At 38.7% G+C, this 18333-nt stretch carries 17 protein-coding genes and 3 pseudogenes; 5 read left to right on the plus strand and 15 right to left on the minus strand.

From position 1 onward, the window contains the following. Nucleotides 1–155: 155 nt before the first annotated feature. The 10 genes from JCM10519_RS21785 to JCM10519_RS21830 all read right to left on the minus strand — a co-directional run bounded on the left by JCM10519_RS21785 (nucleotide 156) and on the right by JCM10519_RS21830 (nucleotide 8026). Entirely contained in the window at nucleotides 156–986 is an 831-nt protein-coding gene (locus tag JCM10519_RS21785; RefSeq protein WP_054741813.1) for a metallopeptidase TldD-related protein, read from the minus strand. Further along, nucleotides 967–1293, minus strand: a complete 327-nt coding sequence (locus tag JCM10519_RS21790) for a DNA gyrase modulator (protein WP_054741815.1) — start codon at nucleotides 1291–1293, stop codon at nucleotides 967–969. Before JCM10519_RS21790 ends, JCM10519_RS21785 begins: the two co-directional genes overlap by 20 nt. Before the next feature lie 197 nt (nucleotides 1294–1490). Then, nucleotides 1491–2171, minus strand: a complete 681-nt coding sequence (locus JCM10519_RS21795; RefSeq protein WP_347845106.1) for a CapA family protein — start codon at nucleotides 2169–2171, stop codon at nucleotides 1491–1493. Continuing rightward, nucleotides 2101–2493 (minus strand): CapA family protein, encoded by a 393-nt coding sequence (locus JCM10519_RS21800; RefSeq protein ID WP_054741818.1) that lies wholly within the window; start codon nucleotides 2491–2493, stop codon nucleotides 2101–2103. Before JCM10519_RS21800 ends, JCM10519_RS21795 begins: the two co-directional genes overlap by 71 nt. A gap of 99 nt (nucleotides 2494–2592) precedes the next feature. Then, on the minus strand, nucleotides 2593–3153 hold the full coding sequence (locus tag JCM10519_RS21805) for a class I SAM-dependent methyltransferase (RefSeq protein WP_347845137.1): 561 nt from the start codon (nucleotides 3151–3153) through the stop codon (nucleotides 2593–2595). Then, nucleotides 3131–3367 carry a methyltransferase domain-containing protein gene (locus JCM10519_RS21810; protein WP_054741822.1) on the minus strand — a complete coding sequence of 79 codons (237 nt, stop codon included), beginning with the start codon at nucleotides 3365–3367 and terminating at the stop codon, nucleotides 3131–3133. Before JCM10519_RS21810 ends, JCM10519_RS21805 begins: the two co-directional genes overlap by 23 nt. A 26-nt stretch (nucleotides 3368–3393) precedes the next feature. Next, nucleotides 3394–3870: a hypothetical protein gene (locus tag JCM10519_RS21815; RefSeq protein ID WP_347845107.1), complete on the minus strand. Its 477-nt coding sequence runs from the start codon at nucleotides 3868–3870 to the stop codon at nucleotides 3394–3396. A 996-nt stretch (nucleotides 3871–4866) separates the two neighbouring features. After that, entirely contained in the window at nucleotides 4867–5445 is a 579-nt protein-coding gene (locus tag JCM10519_RS21820; protein ID WP_054741826.1) for a hypothetical protein, read from the minus strand. Beyond that, the gene (locus tag JCM10519_RS21825) at nucleotides 5438–6985 is read right to left on the minus strand and encodes a hypothetical protein (RefSeq protein WP_054741828.1); all 1548 of its coding nucleotides are present in this window, start codon (nucleotides 6983–6985) and stop codon (nucleotides 5438–5440) included. Before JCM10519_RS21825 ends, JCM10519_RS21820 begins: the two co-directional genes overlap by 8 nt. 39 nt (nucleotides 6986–7024) lie before the next feature. Continuing rightward, on the minus strand, nucleotides 7025–8026 hold the full coding sequence (locus JCM10519_RS21830; RefSeq protein WP_347845108.1) for a radical SAM protein: 1002 nt from the start codon (nucleotides 8024–8026) through the stop codon (nucleotides 7025–7027). Between the two features lie 1088 nt (nucleotides 8027–9114). On the opposite strand from JCM10519_RS21830, the pseudogene JCM10519_RS21835 reads away from it, so the two are divergent. The 5 genes and pseudogenes from JCM10519_RS21835 to JCM10519_RS32880 all read left to right on the plus strand — a co-directional run bounded on the left by JCM10519_RS21835 (nucleotide 9115) and on the right by JCM10519_RS32880 (nucleotide 13730). Further along, nucleotides 9115–11504, plus strand: a pseudogene (locus tag JCM10519_RS21835) (endonuclease MutS2). 109 nt (nucleotides 11505–11613) lie between these two features. Continuing rightward, a pseudogene (locus JCM10519_RS21840) lies at nucleotides 11614–12323 on the plus strand (response regulator transcription factor). Continuing rightward, entirely contained in the window at nucleotides 12324–12974 is a 651-nt protein-coding gene (locus JCM10519_RS32870; protein ID WP_347845109.1) for a hypothetical protein, read from the plus strand. It begins immediately after the preceding pseudogene. Continuing rightward, nucleotides 12965–13570: a HAMP domain-containing sensor histidine kinase gene (locus JCM10519_RS32875; RefSeq protein WP_347845138.1), complete on the plus strand. Its 606-nt coding sequence runs from the start codon at nucleotides 12965–12967 to the stop codon at nucleotides 13568–13570. The genes JCM10519_RS32870 and JCM10519_RS32875 overlap by 10 nt, the downstream gene beginning before the upstream one ends. Next, nucleotides 13551–13730 (plus strand): HAMP domain-containing sensor histidine kinase, encoded by a 180-nt coding sequence (locus JCM10519_RS32880; protein WP_347845139.1) that lies wholly within the window; start codon nucleotides 13551–13553, stop codon nucleotides 13728–13730. Before JCM10519_RS32875 ends, JCM10519_RS32880 begins: the two co-directional genes overlap by 20 nt. Nucleotides 13731–13827: 97 nt before the next feature. Here the strand turns inward: JCM10519_RS32880 and JCM10519_RS21850 are convergent. The 5 genes and pseudogenes from JCM10519_RS21850 to JCM10519_RS21870 all read right to left on the minus strand — a co-directional run bounded on the left by JCM10519_RS21850 (nucleotide 13828) and on the right by JCM10519_RS21870 (nucleotide 18176). Continuing rightward, nucleotides 13828–14320: pseudogene (locus JCM10519_RS21850) on the minus strand (tRNA (cytidine(34)-2'-O)-methyltransferase). Nucleotides 14321–14324: 4 nt separating this feature from the next. Further along, a complete protein-coding gene (locus tag JCM10519_RS21855; RefSeq protein WP_054741832.1) occupies nucleotides 14325–15494 on the minus strand; it encodes an aminotransferase class I/II-fold pyridoxal phosphate-dependent enzyme in 1170 nt (389 codons plus the stop codon). Further along, nucleotides 15491–15958 (minus strand): Lrp/AsnC family transcriptional regulator, encoded by a 468-nt coding sequence (locus JCM10519_RS21860; RefSeq protein ID WP_347845110.1) that lies wholly within the window; start codon nucleotides 15956–15958, stop codon nucleotides 15491–15493. The genes JCM10519_RS21855 and JCM10519_RS21860 overlap by 4 nt, the downstream gene beginning before the upstream one ends. Nucleotides 15959–16094: 136 nt before the next feature. Then, nucleotides 16095–16667, minus strand: coding sequence for an AIR synthase-related protein (locus tag JCM10519_RS21865; protein ID WP_054741837.1), 573 nt, complete (start codon nucleotides 16665–16667; stop codon nucleotides 16095–16097). An 18-nt stretch (nucleotides 16668–16685) separates the two neighbouring features. Continuing rightward, nucleotides 16686–18176, minus strand: coding sequence for a VanW family protein (locus tag JCM10519_RS21870; RefSeq protein WP_054741885.1), 1491 nt, complete (start codon nucleotides 18174–18176; stop codon nucleotides 16686–16688). Between the last annotated feature and the right edge of the window lie 157 nt (nucleotides 18177–18333).

An 18333-nucleotide genomic window follows, 5' to 3' on the forward strand; every position in this document is an offset into this window, starting at 1 on the left:
ATACACACATGCCTTGTCCCAGTTCTAAATTATTAGCCACCTTTTCAATGTTCATTAATACTTCAGAACTTTTTCCTATTAAGGAAGCTCCTCTAATTGGATAACCTATTTTTCCGTCCTTTATCCAGTAGCTTTCGGTAACAGAGAAGTTAAATTCACCAGTTATTACATTGGCTGATCCACCTCCAACGTTTTTTTACATACAAACCTTCTTTAATATCTTTAAATAATGAATCAGGGTCATCTGTTCCCCCCACAATATATGTATTAGTCATTCTTGATGAAGGAATATATGTATAATTTTGGCGCCTACCATTTCCAGTACTTTTCTGCCCTAATTTTTCAGCCCCTGATTTATCAAATAAATATCTCTGTAATATACCATTCTTTATAATAACGGTATGCTGCGTTGCTGTTCCCTCATCATCAATACATGATGACCCCCAGCCTCCTCTTATTCTTCCATCATCAATGTATGTAACACAATCCGCAGCTATTCTAACACCTATTTTATTACTGAATTCTGAATATCTTTTAACTGCATTATCAGATTCTAAGGGATGTCCACAAGCTTCATGAAAAATAACTCCACCAAAACCACTTTCTATAACTGCAGGGTATGTTCCATATGGACATTCTGATGCGTGCAGCATATTAATTGCTGTCTGAGCAACATCTTTTCCAAAACCTTCACAATCAACATTATTCCAATATGAATATCCAGTACTTCCTCCAAGGGTCTTTATTCCTGTTTGACTATCCTTCTCATTAGATGCAACTACTTTCACAGTACATCGTGTTCTTGGTCTGTTATCATATTGAAAATTTCCTCCACTATCGCATATAAAAACATCTTGTTCAATATCAATATATTCCACACCAGCAAGATTAATTTCATTCGAAAAACCTTTTGCAGACTTATATATATCAGATATAAGTTTGATTCTTTTAGCATTTGTAACATTATCAAATATCTTTTTTTTCAATTATTTTATTATTACTCATTGGTAAACTTATTGGAAAATATCCCAGCGATATCTCTGATGTTAATATTTTTATTAACTGGATTAATTTACTTTTAGAAAGGCTGTTTGTATATGAATATGCTGTTTTACCTTTCGCAATTATTCTTATACCGGCCCCATATATTTCCGAATATATTAAGTTCTTTATATCGCCATTTACTATAGATACTCCATTTTGTGTAGTATGTTCTGAAAATATTTCTACATAATCTGCACCACGAGATAACCCTAGTTCTACTACTTCTTTTGCAATTCTTGCATCAACCATTCTATTTACTCTCACCTTTTTATTGCTCTTTAATATTTATAGAGTCCAAATAAATATGTAATATATTCAAAATAATTTCTCTATGAGTTTCACTTCCTATCATACTTATAAATTTTAATATTTCTTTCTCAGATGCCCCATATTTGCAGAATAGCTTTTTATTCAGTTCTTTATTATCAAGCACTATATTTAATCTTTCAAAAAAATTTTCCGTAACCAAATAATTCTGAAAGATAATTATCACAGACCTTTATACAGTAATTATTCCATTTTTCTATTAATGCTGCATCATCACAAATAACACTGTTTAATTCTTCGATTTCTGTATTAAACTTAATCAGATTTTCATCTTTCATAAGATCAATGCCATTCGAATTACAGTGCTGATCATATGGGATTATCTTATACGATGTTTTATTATAAAAATCTATATCAATTTGTACTAAATATCCCCTAAAAAAATTATTATATTTAATATCATAGTTAAATATGAAATTTCCCTGACCATACGATATAAATCCATCTTTATAGTATTCTGTTCCACTCGTACAATGTGAATGCTGCCATAATATGCAACTTGCCCCTGAATCTATTAAGTTTTTACTTATATTTTTCATCCTTGGACTAGGATATCTGAAGAATTCTCTCCCTCCATGTAAAATTATAATCTTTACATCACATGTTTTCATATCATTGTATATTGTTTTTGCAATTCTGAAACAATCTAAAGAATTTGCTCCTGGTTCATAATCCGAAGCTAATTCATCTTCATTTTCTGCTGCTGATAGTATTCCTATTGTCTTATGATTAATATTTAATATCATAGGCTTTGATGCTTCTAATATATTTTTTTCCAAGACCAACAGTTTCAATCCCATATTCGCTACACGCTTTTAAAGTTGATATTATTCCTTCTTTACCGTAATCCTTAATGTGATTATTAGCTAAAGATAGATATTTTATATTTGCTTTCTTGATTGCATTCAAGCAATGTGGATTCGCAGCAAATTTGAATCCAATTTTTTTTACTGGATTTATATCTTCACACAATGTTGATTCTAAGTTCGCAATAGCAATATCTGCACTTTGGAATAGATGAAGAGAATCACCAAATAATTCATCTACATTACCCCCAATAAATAACTCCCTATCCTTCATGCTTGGACATATATCACTTGCTACAATAATTCTTGTATTCATAGTAACACCTTCTTCGCACTTAATACTACTTTTAACAATAGTTTTTATTTTTCTGCAATTATACATGAGTAGACTACTTTTACTGGTAACGAACCTTCATTATCTGCATATGAGTTCATATTTTCCACGAATTTTTTTCATCAATAAACTTTGCTTATCCTTTTCAACTAAGTTTAACCATTGATAACGAAACATCATGCGAAATAAATAATAATTTATAAAGCTTATACCATCTATAAATTCCATTGTGAAATTTTCTATTTTGATATTAATTACTTTATATGATAATTCCAATAAAACCTTATTATAATAGTCAATATCTTTTCGTTGCATAAATAAAATTTCATTATATTTTTTTTTAACATCTTTAATGTTTAATTCATCCAATGTATTAATAAATATGTCATTTATTATTTTCATTGAACTTGGTAATATAACTGTAAATATAATACGGCCACTTTTTTTAAGTATCCTATAACATTCTTTTAATACCACCTTCTTGTCCTTACATGCACTTATACCATTATTTGATAAAATAAAGTCCAGCCTTTCATCCTCAAACGGTGTCTTTTCAGCAAAGCCATTAACTGTTGTAATATTTGTTAATGACCTTGCCTTTGCTTTTGATTCTAAAAGCTCAAGTGCTTTTTTTCCATGGATCTAAGGCATATATTTTTCCTTTATTTCCTAATCTGGCTGCTATCTCAAGAGAAGGAAATCCTGTCCCACACCCTAAATCAAGTATATTCAGATTTACTCCAACCTTTATTTCATTTAGCAACGTAATGCCAAAATAAGCGCTCCATATTGGCAGATCATCATAGAATGGCGTTATATCATCCCAATTAGATATTTCACGATATATCTTCTCCATTTACGTTCACAACGTCCTTGTCTAATTTAAGATTTTTTAACAATACATATGTAATAAGCATCATTAATAAAACAATGGCTAATAAAAATATTTGATATGTTAATGCAATAGAAGATGATGCATAATACCTGCCAATTTATCTGAAAGTCCAGCAAATAAAGTTCCAATACTTCCAAATAGCCAAATAGCAAATCTTCTAACAGCAAAAATCTGCCTTGTTTAGTAATAGGAACATTAGTCTGCCACCATGCCTGGCTACAAGCATCCATGATTTGATTAGCTATGGTAAAGATTATTACTCCGAATCCGCTGACCCATACAAACCTCTGATAACATATGATCAGCATTCCTAAATATGAGAGGCTAACACCAATCTTGAATGACCTTCCAATTTTATCGCCTACACCTAAAGTGGTTATAAGTACTGCCCCTAATACTCCGCCAATGCCAAATAATGTTTCAATATTACCATAGATTATGGAACCATTACTATACTCCGACAATATGTAAACCGGCAGGATAACGTTAATTGAATTACTTGCAAATATATATATTGCACAAATGATAAGGACATATAACATATTTTTATTATCACCAATAAAAGTTATACTATCTTTAAGCGAATTGCAGCCCTCCTTAAAAGATATTGCCTGATTAACTTCAAGTAACCTATTAGTAAGCCTTGTGAAACAAATTAGAATACATGATACTATTAATGTTAATAAATTTATAATATAAAAAAAAGGTAATGCTAAAAGCAGAGTACAAATAACCTCCTACGACAGGTGCCAGTATTGATGGCAATGCTGTAGCAACCATATAAAGACCATGTGCTCTGGCATATTGATTATCTTTAAGCAACGATGATGTTATAACAGAATACGCAGGAAATCTAAATGATTCTGTTAATCCAACGAGCAGATTAATTATAATAATTAATTGAACAGTTAAAAAAATCCTGCGTATATAAGAAGATAATGCTTAAACATACAATCAATTCTCCAATTTCGCTTACTAAAAGCATAAGCTTTCTATTTAGTTTATCCACTAAATATGAGGCTAATGGTGATAATATAATCCTAGGAACAATAAATGATAATGTAAGTAGAGATAAAGCCATTGATGATGTTGTATTTTCATATACCCAAACTATTAATACAAATTCGCATAGTACTGTTCCAAAAGTCGAAAAAAAATTGGCTCATTAATATTTTTAACCAGTTTTTCATATTTATAAATACACCTTTCCATATCAATAGTTATAAAACTGCTTTATAAACCCTATATATTTTCACTTTTTCGTGCAATAACATTTATAGTAAATATTACTACAAGCTCCATATCTTAACGACTTTTACTGTGCCTTTATACATTTGATTATCACAAGTGTTTTGTTTTCAATGTAGTGTTTGTATTTTTAATAGTCACGTCGTCTACAATATACGGAATTTCATCAGTTATTCGACAATTTTAAAATGGTGGAATATTTAGCACTTAAGTTAAAACTCTATTTGTTTCTTAAACATAGTATTCATATTGATTATATTTAAAACATTTGGCTTTTCAATTAAATCCACCCTATTTTCAAAATTAATCATATCCGATAAGATATACAAAATTTGTTTCTTATAAAATTTAGATACTTCGGTACAATCCTTTTCTCCAACTATATCCAGCGGTAAATATTTTTCATTTAGTTTAGTAAAAGACCCTTTCAAAATAGTTATTATATCTGAGATATGAATAAATATTTTAGTAGTATTAACTTCGTTTTCATTTAATTTCGATTCGAACCTAATTAGATCATTTATTTCTTTTGATATACATATTGCATACTTTCTAATCTTATCGGAATTATCAATTTCATCTATACTCTTTTGAAATACAATTTCGTTTTCTGACAAATTTAATGTCTCTAGCAATTCTGATTTTTCAGATTTATTAAATAACTTATATTTATCATATAAAAGAACAGAAATATTTCTAATTTTTTCTTTCTTTCTCTGAGTTATACATATGACCCCATGATTAAAAAGTCTGTATAGAGACGAAATATAGTCATCATAATTATCAGACAAGAAATATTCGCTTAATTTTTTTTATTGATAAACCATCATCATTTTGCTTTTCCAATAATATATTAATTATACGTTCTTCTATATTATTTATTGAATCCAGTATAACTTTATAATCTCTTTTATTTATATAAAGCAAAATATATCTTGTTATCAAGAAATTAAGTCCAGACCTCAAATATAATTTTTGTGCTTTTATTTCATCTTCTTTCATAGCTGCTTTGAAGTCGGCCATATTACATTTAAGCCATTTACTTTCAGAAGCTTGCCTCATCTTATAAAAATTCTTGTCAAGAATATCAACTTCCCGGTATTGCTCTTTAAGATGTTTTTCACCTAACTCTTTATAATTAGCCATTGATATATTTCGAAGGTCAATCCATTCGTTATCACTTCTTCTTATGCATTTTCCAAAATATGATATATTTTTTTTGGAAGATACATATCCAAATGGATATAAATCTTTAAGTTCTGCATATTTATCTTCCCGCTTATATATCCATTGACTAATTGCCTTCAAAGGATTAACAGCAATTTTCCTACAGAAATAATGTGGTGATGAAACCTGCATAGGACAATCACCTAAGAAGTAATTAATATTATTAATTGCAGCATAAAGTGAAATTATATCTTCAGACAATCCCTTTAAAATATATATGCGATTTGCAAGCGTTTTTGTATCGTCAGTATATGTACCATATATCTTACTCACAAAATCATCTTCAAGAGTTCTGGATCCTGTAGCAGATAAAACTTTAATATTTGCGTATTCCCCATATTCACGAAATCCAGTTAAATATGTACACATATTACAATATCTTGTATTCATATTTCCGGCAGCATCTTTCTTATATAAATCATCGAGCATACCTATGTCAACATTATTTACTTTAAAATCAAAACCATATTCTTTTGCCACATTTTCGGCATTTTTTTGGCGCTCATCGTCATAATGTCCTAGACCAATGTTATTATACACACATTTTACATCTATATTACTCCCATGCTGTTCTCTGTAGTTAGCGAGAAAATAAGCCGCTATTGTTGAATCCCGTTCACCTGAAAGCCCTATATCAACAGTAAATCCACTCAAAGGTTCCTTTTTACTTATATTATTAAATGCAAATTTTTTAACTGCTCTTGTGAAACAATCCTTGCAATACGCTACGATTGATGAATGGTCTGCTTCACCTTTTTCATTAGTCAATAAATTTAATTCATCAATGAAAACTGCATTTTGTTTTTTACAGCATGAGCAGATTTTAACTTTAGCTGTATTGGGCTTTGAAAAAGGTACTACTGAACCCTTATTAACAGCTACAATAATAATATTATCGTCTTTTGTACAATATGAATTTGCATTCCAAAGCCTTGTTCCATTTTTATAAACTAAAAATTTCGAAAAAAAGGTATCCATTGAAACAAATTGTTGTAATTCATTGTTATAACCAATCAATTTTAACCATATCGAATTAAATGAACCGCTATAATCACATTCATTTTCAATATGCAATTTTCCAGGATAATGTATAATAAAATTCATTATTGTAACTCCTTTATAAATTTAATGGATAGTATTCATTTAAATACTTGTAGCAAGTGCATTATAATACGCATCGTTAATGGTCTTTTTTAGTCTGCAATAATCTAAGATTTTCTTTTCTGCCGTCACATACTTGCTTTTCTTTTTCCAAAGCCATTTTACATTTGAGCACTCTGGGAACCAATCACATTCATTATCCTCACAATCATGCTTCGGATAATTCAAATCAATAAAATTCAAAAGATTTCTCATTGCTTCTTTATCTGAAACAACACCAATCATATGCTTGTTTTCAAAATTCAATTCTGATAAATATGTTTTTTTCTTATGATGACATGCATTATAGATTGGTGATATATATGAAAAATAATCAAAATATGTTTTCCCTTTAAAGTCTCTTACCACCCTATATAAGTTATCATATAAAGATTCCAACTGTTCATCTGTAGGGGATTCATAAGCTCCATAATTAATCTCCTGAATTTTAGGAAGCAAACCAATTTCTTCATAAACTATTCTACTTATTTCATAAATATCTTTGAAGTTTTCATTTCTTACTACAGTTACACCAGGAAGCAAACGGAAATCTTCAGAATCATACTTTTTCATTATTTTCATTATTTCGTAAGGATTCATTGCTCCTGGATCAGGATTTAAAGGATTTTCTATAGAAATCATACATGCAGACAATGAACTTCTTCTTGCTTTTTCAATCCAGTTTTCGCTAATTCCATTCCCAGCGGTTAAGAAATATGGTTTAACTCCTGTAATTTTATAACCCATATCAGCTATTTCAAACAATCTGTCTCCTAATACAATTGGATCACCGCCGCTAAATCTATAATCAACATTATGTCCCTCAATATTTTCTTTAAAATAATTAATAAAGTTAAAATAATTGATTAACTGACTATTTGACATATCTCTAGCTGATTTTTTTGTAACGTGTTCAAAGAAATGACAATAGGTACAATGCATATTACATTTTTCGGTAACTATTATACTAAAACTATATTCATTGATTTTATCTCCAGTATCCATAATAATATACTCCATTTCCAACTTATAATTTAAAATTTTTATGTTGAGAAATATTGTAACTGGCACCCTGCGGGATGCCAGTTACAATTCTGTGCTCGATTACTCTACATTAACGTCTGAAGAATAAGCATGCATTTCAGGAGCGTCTTCTTCCAAGTCTTCTGAAAAAGCAGTTAATGCATTTAAAATTTCTTCTGTTTTAGACATAACATTTTCCTCCTTTTCATAATTTTATACTATTAGTCCTATTAATATATATCTTTTCAAATATATAATAAAAGGATAAATAGGACCGCAATGGAATAAATAATACTAAAACTGGAAACATTTAAATAACTGTTCTAAAAACTATACATGACACAAAAACCGTCGCTAGATTAAGAATATTCATAGATAACAGTTTAAGTCCATAAACATATCTATCTTACCGGATAATCCTTTCTGTATTAACGGTAACAAAAGAAAGCACTGCAATGATATGCACATATTAGCAAATAATTTTTACATCCAAATATACTGCTTACCTGTTTTTAATCAAAAACCGCCTACTTTCTTTAAGTAAAAAAAAGTCTACTAAAATTCAGATCTTTTAGCAATATTTTTTCAATTTCTCTCATAAAAAATGCAAAAAGTCTTTTTTTCTATCATGTCAATAAAATACATAGGTGATTTCTCATTTTGTAGTGCTGATTCAGCATAAGGTTTTATGGTGAAACATGATGTCAAAACGCCTTTTTTTAATTTTAATTAGATGCACATGAAAATTACGGTAATTTATTAAAGTTATCATTCTTAATTCTCCTGCTTACCTAATTATTATGTACAAAAATTATATTAGGGACCTGCCACCGAAGATTGTATCTCCTACCTTAATATAACTTTATTCATAAGTATCCTTTCTGAAATGGAAATTGGAATTTTGATTTCATCTTTGAGTAAAGGGGGTGCGGAATTTAAATTTTTAATTCAGGCATTTCATCTTTGTTCTTTATTTGATTGCAGCCATCGGTTACGATATGCTATACTGTAACAGATACCATCATTACCGGACCACAATGCAGAGAAAGCAGAAAAACAAGGAATAATATATGAATCAGAAAGCATTAAAAACTTTAGAATATCATAAAATCATTGCACAGCTTACGGAATACGCTTCCAGTGATTCCGGCAAAGAACTGTGCCGGAACCTGGTCCCGTCAACGGACTTCCATGAGATCGTAAGAGCCCAGAGCGAAACAACCGATGCCGCAACAAGAGTGCGCCAGAAAGGCGGCATCTCTTTTGGAGGCATTAAAGACATCCGGCCTTCCATAAAACGCCTGGACGTGGGAAGCTCCCTGGGAATCGTGGAGATTCTTTCCATCAGCTCCCTTCTTACCGCCTCAGCCCGGGTCAAAGCTTACGGACGCCACGAGGACTCAGAACTGCCGGAAGACTCACTGGAGGAATCTTTCCGGATGCTGGAACCATTAACCCCGGTCAACACGGAAATCAAACGCTGCATCCTCTCCGAAGAGGAGGTCAGCGATGACGCCAGCCCGGGACTTCATCATGTAAGGCGCTCCATGCGTTCCATTAACGATAAGATCCACACCCAGTTAAACTCCATATTAAATTCCAACCGGACCTATCTTCAGGACGCGGTGATCACCATGAGAGATGGACGTTACTGCCTCCCGGTGAAATCCGAGCATAAATCCCAGGTACCGGGCATGGTTCACGACCAGTCCTCCACAGGTTCCACACTCTTTATCGAACCAATGGCCATCGTGAAGCTTAATAATGACTTAAGGGCCCTGGAAATTCAGGAACACAAAGAAATCGAGATGATCCTGGCCGATTTAAGCAACCAGCTGGCTCCTTATCTTGAGGAACTGGAAACAAATTTTGAAATTCTTACCAAACTGGATTTTATCTTTGCAAAAGCTGCCTTATCCAAGCATTATAATGCCAGCGAACCCGTATTTAACACAGACAGGATCATAAACATTAAGGATGGCCGCCATCCCCTTCTTGATCCGGCCACGGTGGTCCCCATCAGCATCCATTTGGGCAGGGACTTTGACCTGTTAATCGTAACCGGACCCAATACCGGAGGTAAAACAGTTTCCTTAAAAACAGTGGCTTATTCACCCTTATGGGGCAGTCCGGACTTCATATACCGGCATTTGACGGTTCCCAGCTTGCAGTATTTGATGAAGTGTTTGCAGATATCGGAGATGAACAGAGCATTGAGCAGAGCTTAAGTACCTTTTCCGCCCATATGACCAACATTGTCCAGATCCTGGGCCAGGCAGACAGCAATTCTCTCTGCCTGTTTGACGAGCTTGGAGCCGGAACCGATCCAACGGAAGGAGCGGCCCTTGCCATCTCTATCCTGTCATTTCTCCACAATATGAAATGCCGCACCATGGCCACCACTCATTACAGTGAGCTAAAGATATTTGCCCTCACAACGCCGGGCGTGGAAAATGCCTGCTGCGAGTTTAACGTAGAAACCCTCAGGCCAACCTACCGCTTATTAATCGGTGTGCCGGGTAAGAGCAACGCCTTTGCCATATCCAAAAAGCTGGGACTTCCTGATTATATCATTGAGGATGCAAAGACCCATCTGGAGGCAAAGGATGAAACCTTTGAGGATCTTTTGACCCATCTGGAAGAGAACCGGGTCACCATTGAAAAGGAACGGATCCAGGTCGCTCCTATAAGCAGGAGGTAGAACAGTTAAAAGCCCGTCTTACCAAGAAGGAAGAACGGTTTGATGAGCGCCGGGATCAGATGATACGGGCAGCCAAAGAGGAAGCCCAGAAAATCCTCCGGGATGCCAAGGATACGGCAGACCAGACCATACGTAACATTAATAAGCTGGCAGCAGATTCAGGTGTTAACAAGGAGCTGGAAGAACAGCGGAGCAGGTTAAGAAGCAAGCTTCAGGATGTGGATTCCTCCCTTTCCCTGAAAAAAGAGAAAAAACAGCCTGGAAAGCGGATCGATCCCAAAAAGCTGAAGCTGGGAGACGGCGTTAAGGTCTTAAGCATGAACTTAAACGGGACCGTCAGTTCTCTTCCCAATGCAAAAGGTGATTTATATGTTCAGATGGGAATTCTCCGTTCACTGGTCAACCTTTCGGATTTAGAGCTGCTCCACGAGGAGTCTGTTTCCACTCCCGCCACAAGCGGTTCCAGGAGATCAGGAAGCGGCAGCAGTTCCACGCGCATATCCAAATCCTTTACCATCTCTCCGGAGATCAACTTGATCGGAATGACCACCGATGAAGCCATTCCCCAGCTGGACAAATATTTAGACGATGCCTACCTGGCACACCTTCCGCAGGTGCGGGTGGTGCATGGACGGGGAACTGGAGCCTTAAAAAAATGCAGTGCACAAGCACTTAAAGAAATTAAAATATGTAAAGGAATTCCGGCTTGGCGCCTTTGGCGAAGGGGATTCCGGCGTAACCATTGTTACATTCAAGTAAAATACCTCACAGCAGGCTGGAAGGTATTTTATGGGCAGCAGCCAAATGGATATGCCTGCATATCGTCTGGCTTACTGCTTCGCGTAAATAATTTAAGAAAGGGGCCATTATGGCAGAAAAACAGCGGATATTGATCGTAGACGATGACAGCAACATCGCAGAATTGATTTCCCTATATTTATTAAAAGAATGCTATGAAACAGAAATCGTTGGCGACGGAGAGGAGGCGCTCCGGATATTCCCGGAGTTCCGTCCCCACCTGGTGCTTTTAGACTTAATGCTTCCCGGCATGGATGGCTACCAGGTCTGCCGGGAGATGCGTTCCTCCTCCCAGGTCCCCATTATCATGCTCTCCGCCAAGGGAGAGGTCTTTGACAAGGTTCTGGGCCTGGAACTGGGCGCTGACGATTATATGATCAAACCCTTTGATTCCAAGGAACTGGTAGCCCGTGTAAAGGCCGTATTAAGGCGTTACCAGACAGCTCCCGTTCCTGCCGTTCTCCATACGGACCACCAGGGAGACTATGTGGAATATCCGGACCTCATTGTCAATCTGACGAATTATTCCGTTATCTACATGGGCCATTCCATCGAGATGCCGCCCAAGGAGCTGGAGCTTCTTTATTTCCTGGCTTCCTCACCAAACCAGGTGTTTACAAGGGAGCAGCTATTGGACCACATCTGGGGCTATGAATACATCGGTGATACCAGAACCGTTGATGTCCATATCAAACGGCTCCGGGAAAAGATCAAGGATCACACAGGCTGGGCCTGACAACTGTTTGGGGAATCGGATACAAATTCGAGGTGAAGCGCTAGATGACACATTCTCTCTATTATAAATTCATCCTGGGCTATCTGCTGTTCGGCCTCCTTGGATTTGTGACCATTGCCACCTTTTCTTCTGAAATCACGGACCAGTATCTCCTTGGCCGCCGTTCCGAAGCCCTGTATGACGAAGCCAATCAGATCGCTTCCTCCTACAGCGGCATGTATCAGGGCAAGGACATGAAGCTGACCTCCTCTTATCCCGAGCTGATTAAAGAAGGCAATTATCTCCATGCACAGATATGGATCGTAGACCGGCAGGGAAAAGTGGTGTCAGACAGCGCACAGTCTGACAAACAGGGACATGTCATTGAAAATTTTGACCCTACCTCCATGGGCAACAAGTCCTACATCATCGGCGATTATTATCATCAGTTCTCCTATGATGTCCTCAGCGTCCACGCTCCCATTACAGGGAACTATAACACCTATGGCTATGTAGTGATCCACCTGCCCTTATCCTATTTGAAAATGGAGCGGGAGGGGATTTTGAACATCGTTATATCACATCAGCAGCGGTGTTTGGCCTTTCCCTTATCATCCTCCTGGTTTTTACTAAAAATGTTTACTTTCCTCTTAAAAAAATCACGGCAGGAGCAAATGAATACGCTCAGGGAAACCTGGAACACCACATTGAGGTGAATACAAGAGATGAAATGGGCTATCTAGCCGCTACCCTTAACTATATGTCCGCAGAGCTGGGTAAGATGGAGGAATATCAGAAAACCTTTATTGCCAACGTTTCCCATGACTTCCGCTCTCCCTTAACCTCCATTAAGGGCTATCTGGAAGCCATCCTTGACGGAACCATACCGCCGGAGATGTATGAGAAATATTTAAACAGGGTCATTTCAGAAACCGACCGGCTGAACAAGCTGACCCAGGGGCTGCTTACCCTTGATTCCCTGGACTGTAAGGGGTATTTAAACCGCACAAGCTTTGACATTAACCGAGTCATCAAGGATACAGCCGCTTCTTTTGAAGGAACATGCAGCGAAAAAAATATCACCTTTGATCTGACCTTTTCTGAAAGCATTCAGATGGTTTATGCGGACCTTGGGAAGATCCAGCAGGTGCTCTATAATCTGATAGACAATGCCATAAAATTCAGCCATGCAGATTCCACCATCTACATACAGGCTTCAGTAAAGTATGAAAAGATCTTTGTATCCATTAAGGATACGGGAATCGGCATCCCAAAGGAAAGCTTAAAAAAAGATCTGGGACAGGTTCTATAAATCAGACTTATCCAGGGGAAAGGATAAGAAGGGCACCGGACTCGGCCTTGCCATTGTCAGAGAGATCATCCAGTCCCACGGTGAAAATATTGATGTGGTCAGCACAGAAGGGGTGGGATCGGAGTTCATCTTCAGCCTGCCAAAGGCGGGAGCGCCATAACACAGGCAATTTTCCTGATAACAATGAAAATGGTCAATAATAAAAATACCGGTACAGTTTTCTCTTGTCTGTCCAGACGAAAACTGTACCGGTATTTTTATTCTTTCCACTGAAGGTGATGAAGCTCCCCCTTTATAGTCATACGTTCAAATCCGTTCTGCTTTAATGCCTCATACAGCACAATAGAAACAGAATTGGATAAATTTAAAGACCTGATATCTCCCCACATAGATCCTGACACATTGGTCCTGATTCTCCAAAAGAATCTCTTCCGGGATCCCGGCGCTCTCCTTTCCAAACATGAGAAAGCAGTCTGGTTCATATTCCACATCAGAATAGACATGAAGTCCCTTTGTGGTAGCCATGTAGATCTTCGCTCCTGGGTTCCGGTCCAGAAAGTCTTGATAGTCGCTGTATACCGTTACATCAAGCTTGTCCCAGTAATCCAGCCCTGCCCGTTTAATCAGTTTGTCATTCAGCTTAAATCCCAGTGGTTCGATCAGATGCAGCTTCGTCCCCGTAGCCACACAGGTCCTGCCGATGTTTCCGGTATTGGCAGGCATCTCCGGTTCCAATAATACAATATTCATACCCCTACGCCTTTCCATCCAGTTTCTTGACAAATCGTTCCATACGGCTCAAGGCTTCCTTAAGGTTCTTCAGAGAGTATGCATAGGAAATACGAAGATATCCTTCTCCGCAGTCTCCAAAGGCCGTCCCCGGCACCACAGCCACCTTTTCTTCCCGAAGGAGCCTGGTAGCAAATTCGTCAGAGGTCATTCCAAACCGTTTGATGGAAGGGAAGGTATAAAATGCCCCATGAGGCTCAAAACACTCCATTCCCATTTCCTTAAAAGCATGGATCAGATAACGGCGTCTTTGGTCATAGGATTCCCTCATCACCTGAACATCCTTATCTCCGTCCCGCAGGGCTGCTACCGCAGCATACTGGCTGGTAGTCGGTGCACACATGATGGCAAACTGATGGATCTTTAACATCTGCTCCAGAATCATTCTTGGAGCTGCGGCATAGCCAAGACGCCATCCTGTCATGGCGTAGGATTTTGAAAAGCCGTTAATGAGCACGGTCCTGTCCTTCATTCCGGGCAATGCGGCAATGGTAACATGATCACTTCCATAGGTAAGCTCCGCATAAATCTCGTCTGATATTACAAACAAATCCTTTTCTATTACGATTTTAGCGATCTCCTCCAGCTCCTCTGCCTTCATTACCGCCCCCGTAGGATTATTGGGGAACGGAAGTACCAGCACCTTTGTCTTTGGAGTGATCTTCTCCAGCAGCTTTTCTTTGGTCAGCTTAAACTGATCCTTTGCCTCCAGATCAATGGTCACCGGAACACCGTTTGCCAGAATGGTACAGGGAACGTAAGAAACGTAGCAGGGCTGGGGAATCAGCACTTCATCTCCTGGACTTAACATGGCACGGAGAGCAATATCAATGGCCTCGCTGCCGCCCACCGTTACCATAACTTCATGGTCCGGATCATATGTAGCAGCGAAACGCCGGCTTAAGTAGCTGCATATTTCATTTTTCAATTCTTTCAGGCCTGCATTGGAGGTGTAAAAGGTACGGCCCTTTTCCAGGGAATAGATACCCTCTTCCCGGATATGCCAGGGCGTATCAAAATCAGGTTCTCCAACACCTAAGGAAATAGCATCCTTCATTTCACTTACAATATCAAAAAACTTACGGATTCCGGAAGGCGGAATCTCTACGATTCGATCTGACAATGGATTTCTCACGGCGTAATCAACATCCTTTCATCGGTTGTCCCTTCAGCAAGAACGGTTCCATGATCTTTGTATTTCTTTAAGACAAAATGGGTGGCCGTACTTAGTACCGATTCCATAGGAGACAGCTTTTCCGATACAAACTGTGCCACCTGCCTCATGGTCTTTCCTTCTATGAAAACCGTAAAGTCAAAGGCACCGGACATGAGATAAACAGCGTTTACCTCACTGTACTGATAAATACGCTCCGCGATCTTGTCAAATCCCATTCCTCTCTGGGGAGTGACCTTAACCTCAATCAGCGCCATAACCTTTTCATCGCTGGTATTATCCCAGTTAATCAGGGTGTGGTAGCCACATATGATATGTTCTTTTTCCATTTCGGCGATCTCATTGGCAATGGCGGTCTCACTTTCACCTAAAAGAATCGCCAGATCCTTTAAATCAATCCTGCTGTTTTTTTCAATAATTGCCAATATTTTTTTCTCTCATATCCTGCCTCCTGATTTCCTTATTATTGTCCATGCTTTTTGGACATAGAGGTATGCCCGCAGGGCGTTCCTTATTATTGTCCATGCCTTCTGGACATAGAGGTATGCCCGCAGGGCGTTCCTACCTATGTGGTAAAACCTTATAAAGCTCATCCTCTGAGGGCCTGTCAAGAAAACCTATGCTTTCCCCATGGTCAATGACCCGTTTAATGCCTCCCGTGACTTTCCCGATCACAGCAGCATGGATTCCCTGCTCCTTTAAGGCGTGCACCAGATCCCCTCCGTTATCCGCGGAAAAAAGGAGACAGCCTGCCCCGAAAAGGCGGTATGGGTTTAAGCCGTAACGCTCGCAAATCTCGATGGTTTCCTGTTTCACCGGAATTTTAAGAAGAGAAAACCGGATTCCTGTCATATAAGCCCCGGATAAATCCCAAAGAGCTTTTAAAACTCCGCCCTCTCCTGCCGGTTCACATTCAGTTGCACCGAATTTTTTCCACTTTTCCAAATCTCCTTCCAGAGCAGTGTTCCCGGATTCCATAATCCGGTCTACATAATCCCTGGAAAACCATTGATACAATTCTTCTTTTTTATTCTTTACGATTTCTACTGTTCCGGAAAGCCCGGCATATCCTGCAATAACAAGATCCTGGCCGGGCCTTATGATTCCGGTATTCTCTCTTTTAATCCGTCTCATGTATATACCTGCCTACGCTCACGGTCCTGCCTCCAATGAAGCATCATCCGTTATCTGGGGACCTTCCGGTACCGGAATCCCAGGCTCTGCCGGGGCTGTTTCCGCAGGTATCGTAACCGGCGGCGTCTCCACCGGAACCCCGGGAGTCTCAGACGGTATGGCAACTGCAGGAGCAGCCGGCCCGACCTTTACGATAGCCTTTGATGAATTATAGGTATCCGTATGAAGAAGCTCACGGCTCTGCTCAACACCATCCACATATACAACTTTCCAAAGCCTGGACTTCATTCCCTTGTGTGCAGACTGGACCTGCTTTCTGCTTCCAGGAGGCATGGCAGGATCCACGACTTCCTTTGGTGCACCCGGGTCCGTCACGCTTAAGGTCTCAGAAACAAACTCAAAGGTCCTGTTTGCAGGCCTGGTCTCCTTTCCGTAGATGGTAAAGGTAAGAGTTTTTCCGGAAGTATAGCCTTCAACATAAATGGGCGTGCTGTAATTGTTGGTAAATTTAATATCCTTATACGTACCGGCAATGGCCGCATCCTCAGAAGGCTTCACATAGCCTACCACCATGGAGTGATTCTGTCTCTGGGCGACCGCCAGCTCTGCTCTGAGCACTGTATTATAAAGGGTGGTAGCAATCTGGCAGACTCCTCCGCCTACGCTGTCTACCACCTGGCCATTCTCATAGGCTGATGCTGTTGCATAGCCGTTTGCCAGGGTAAATGGATGCATGCATTCATAACCAGACAGGGTTTCCCCAGGCATCAACACACGGCCGTTGATCTTGCCCGCGCCTACCTGCAGATTCTTGGATCTGGAAGCGCCGCTGGAGGAGAAGCTGGTGGAAAAGGTTCCAAGCACATCCTTTATGGTGGATAAATCTTCCGTGGTAATTGCAGGCTTTACCTCTGAAACCACTGCTGTAGCTGATACTGGTTCCTCAAGTCCATTGGCCAGAGCTGCATCGAGGGCCTGCTTTGTAGCCGCCACATCCACGGCCCTTCCAATGGCAGAGGGAGTCACAATAAATACTCCCTTGTCACGGACAATGGTGGCATTCTTGGGCTCCATTACCGCCTGTGCACATTTCTCTGCAACAAAAGCCCCCACGCTTCCGTCGTCAAGAGCCGTTTCCAGAGGGATGATCACATGATTCTGCTCAATGTCCTTTTTATTCAAATATCGTTTGATCAGGTTGCCTCCCTGCCAGGAAGATGCGGCCTGGGACACAGCCTCCGGGTTGCTCCAATGGAAGCCCAGCTCTTTTGCAGTGGTTTCCACCGGCTGTCCGTCAACGATCAATGTTATTTTCTGGTTTTCCATTTCATTAACCAGACTCTGTATTTTCTGGCTGGCTTCTTCTTCCGTCATACCTCCCAGATTATATTCTCCCACATATATCCCATCCGGAAGGGTATCAGCCATGGCATACGTGGGAGAAAAAAATCCAATTCCCAACCCTATTACAATCGCTGCCAGGCTTATGGACAAAGTTTTCTTTTTCATATTCATTCCTCATGCTCTGCTGTGCCTGTATGCTGCCAATACACCTCCCTGGCCGCTTATAAAAACTGAAGCATCATAGGAAGCACCATAGCAGCAATCAATAAAATAACTACTAGGATCAAAACTACTGATAAAAATTTTCTGTTGTTTTTATTGT

Source organism: Clostridium sp. NkU-1 (assembly GCA_001312405.1).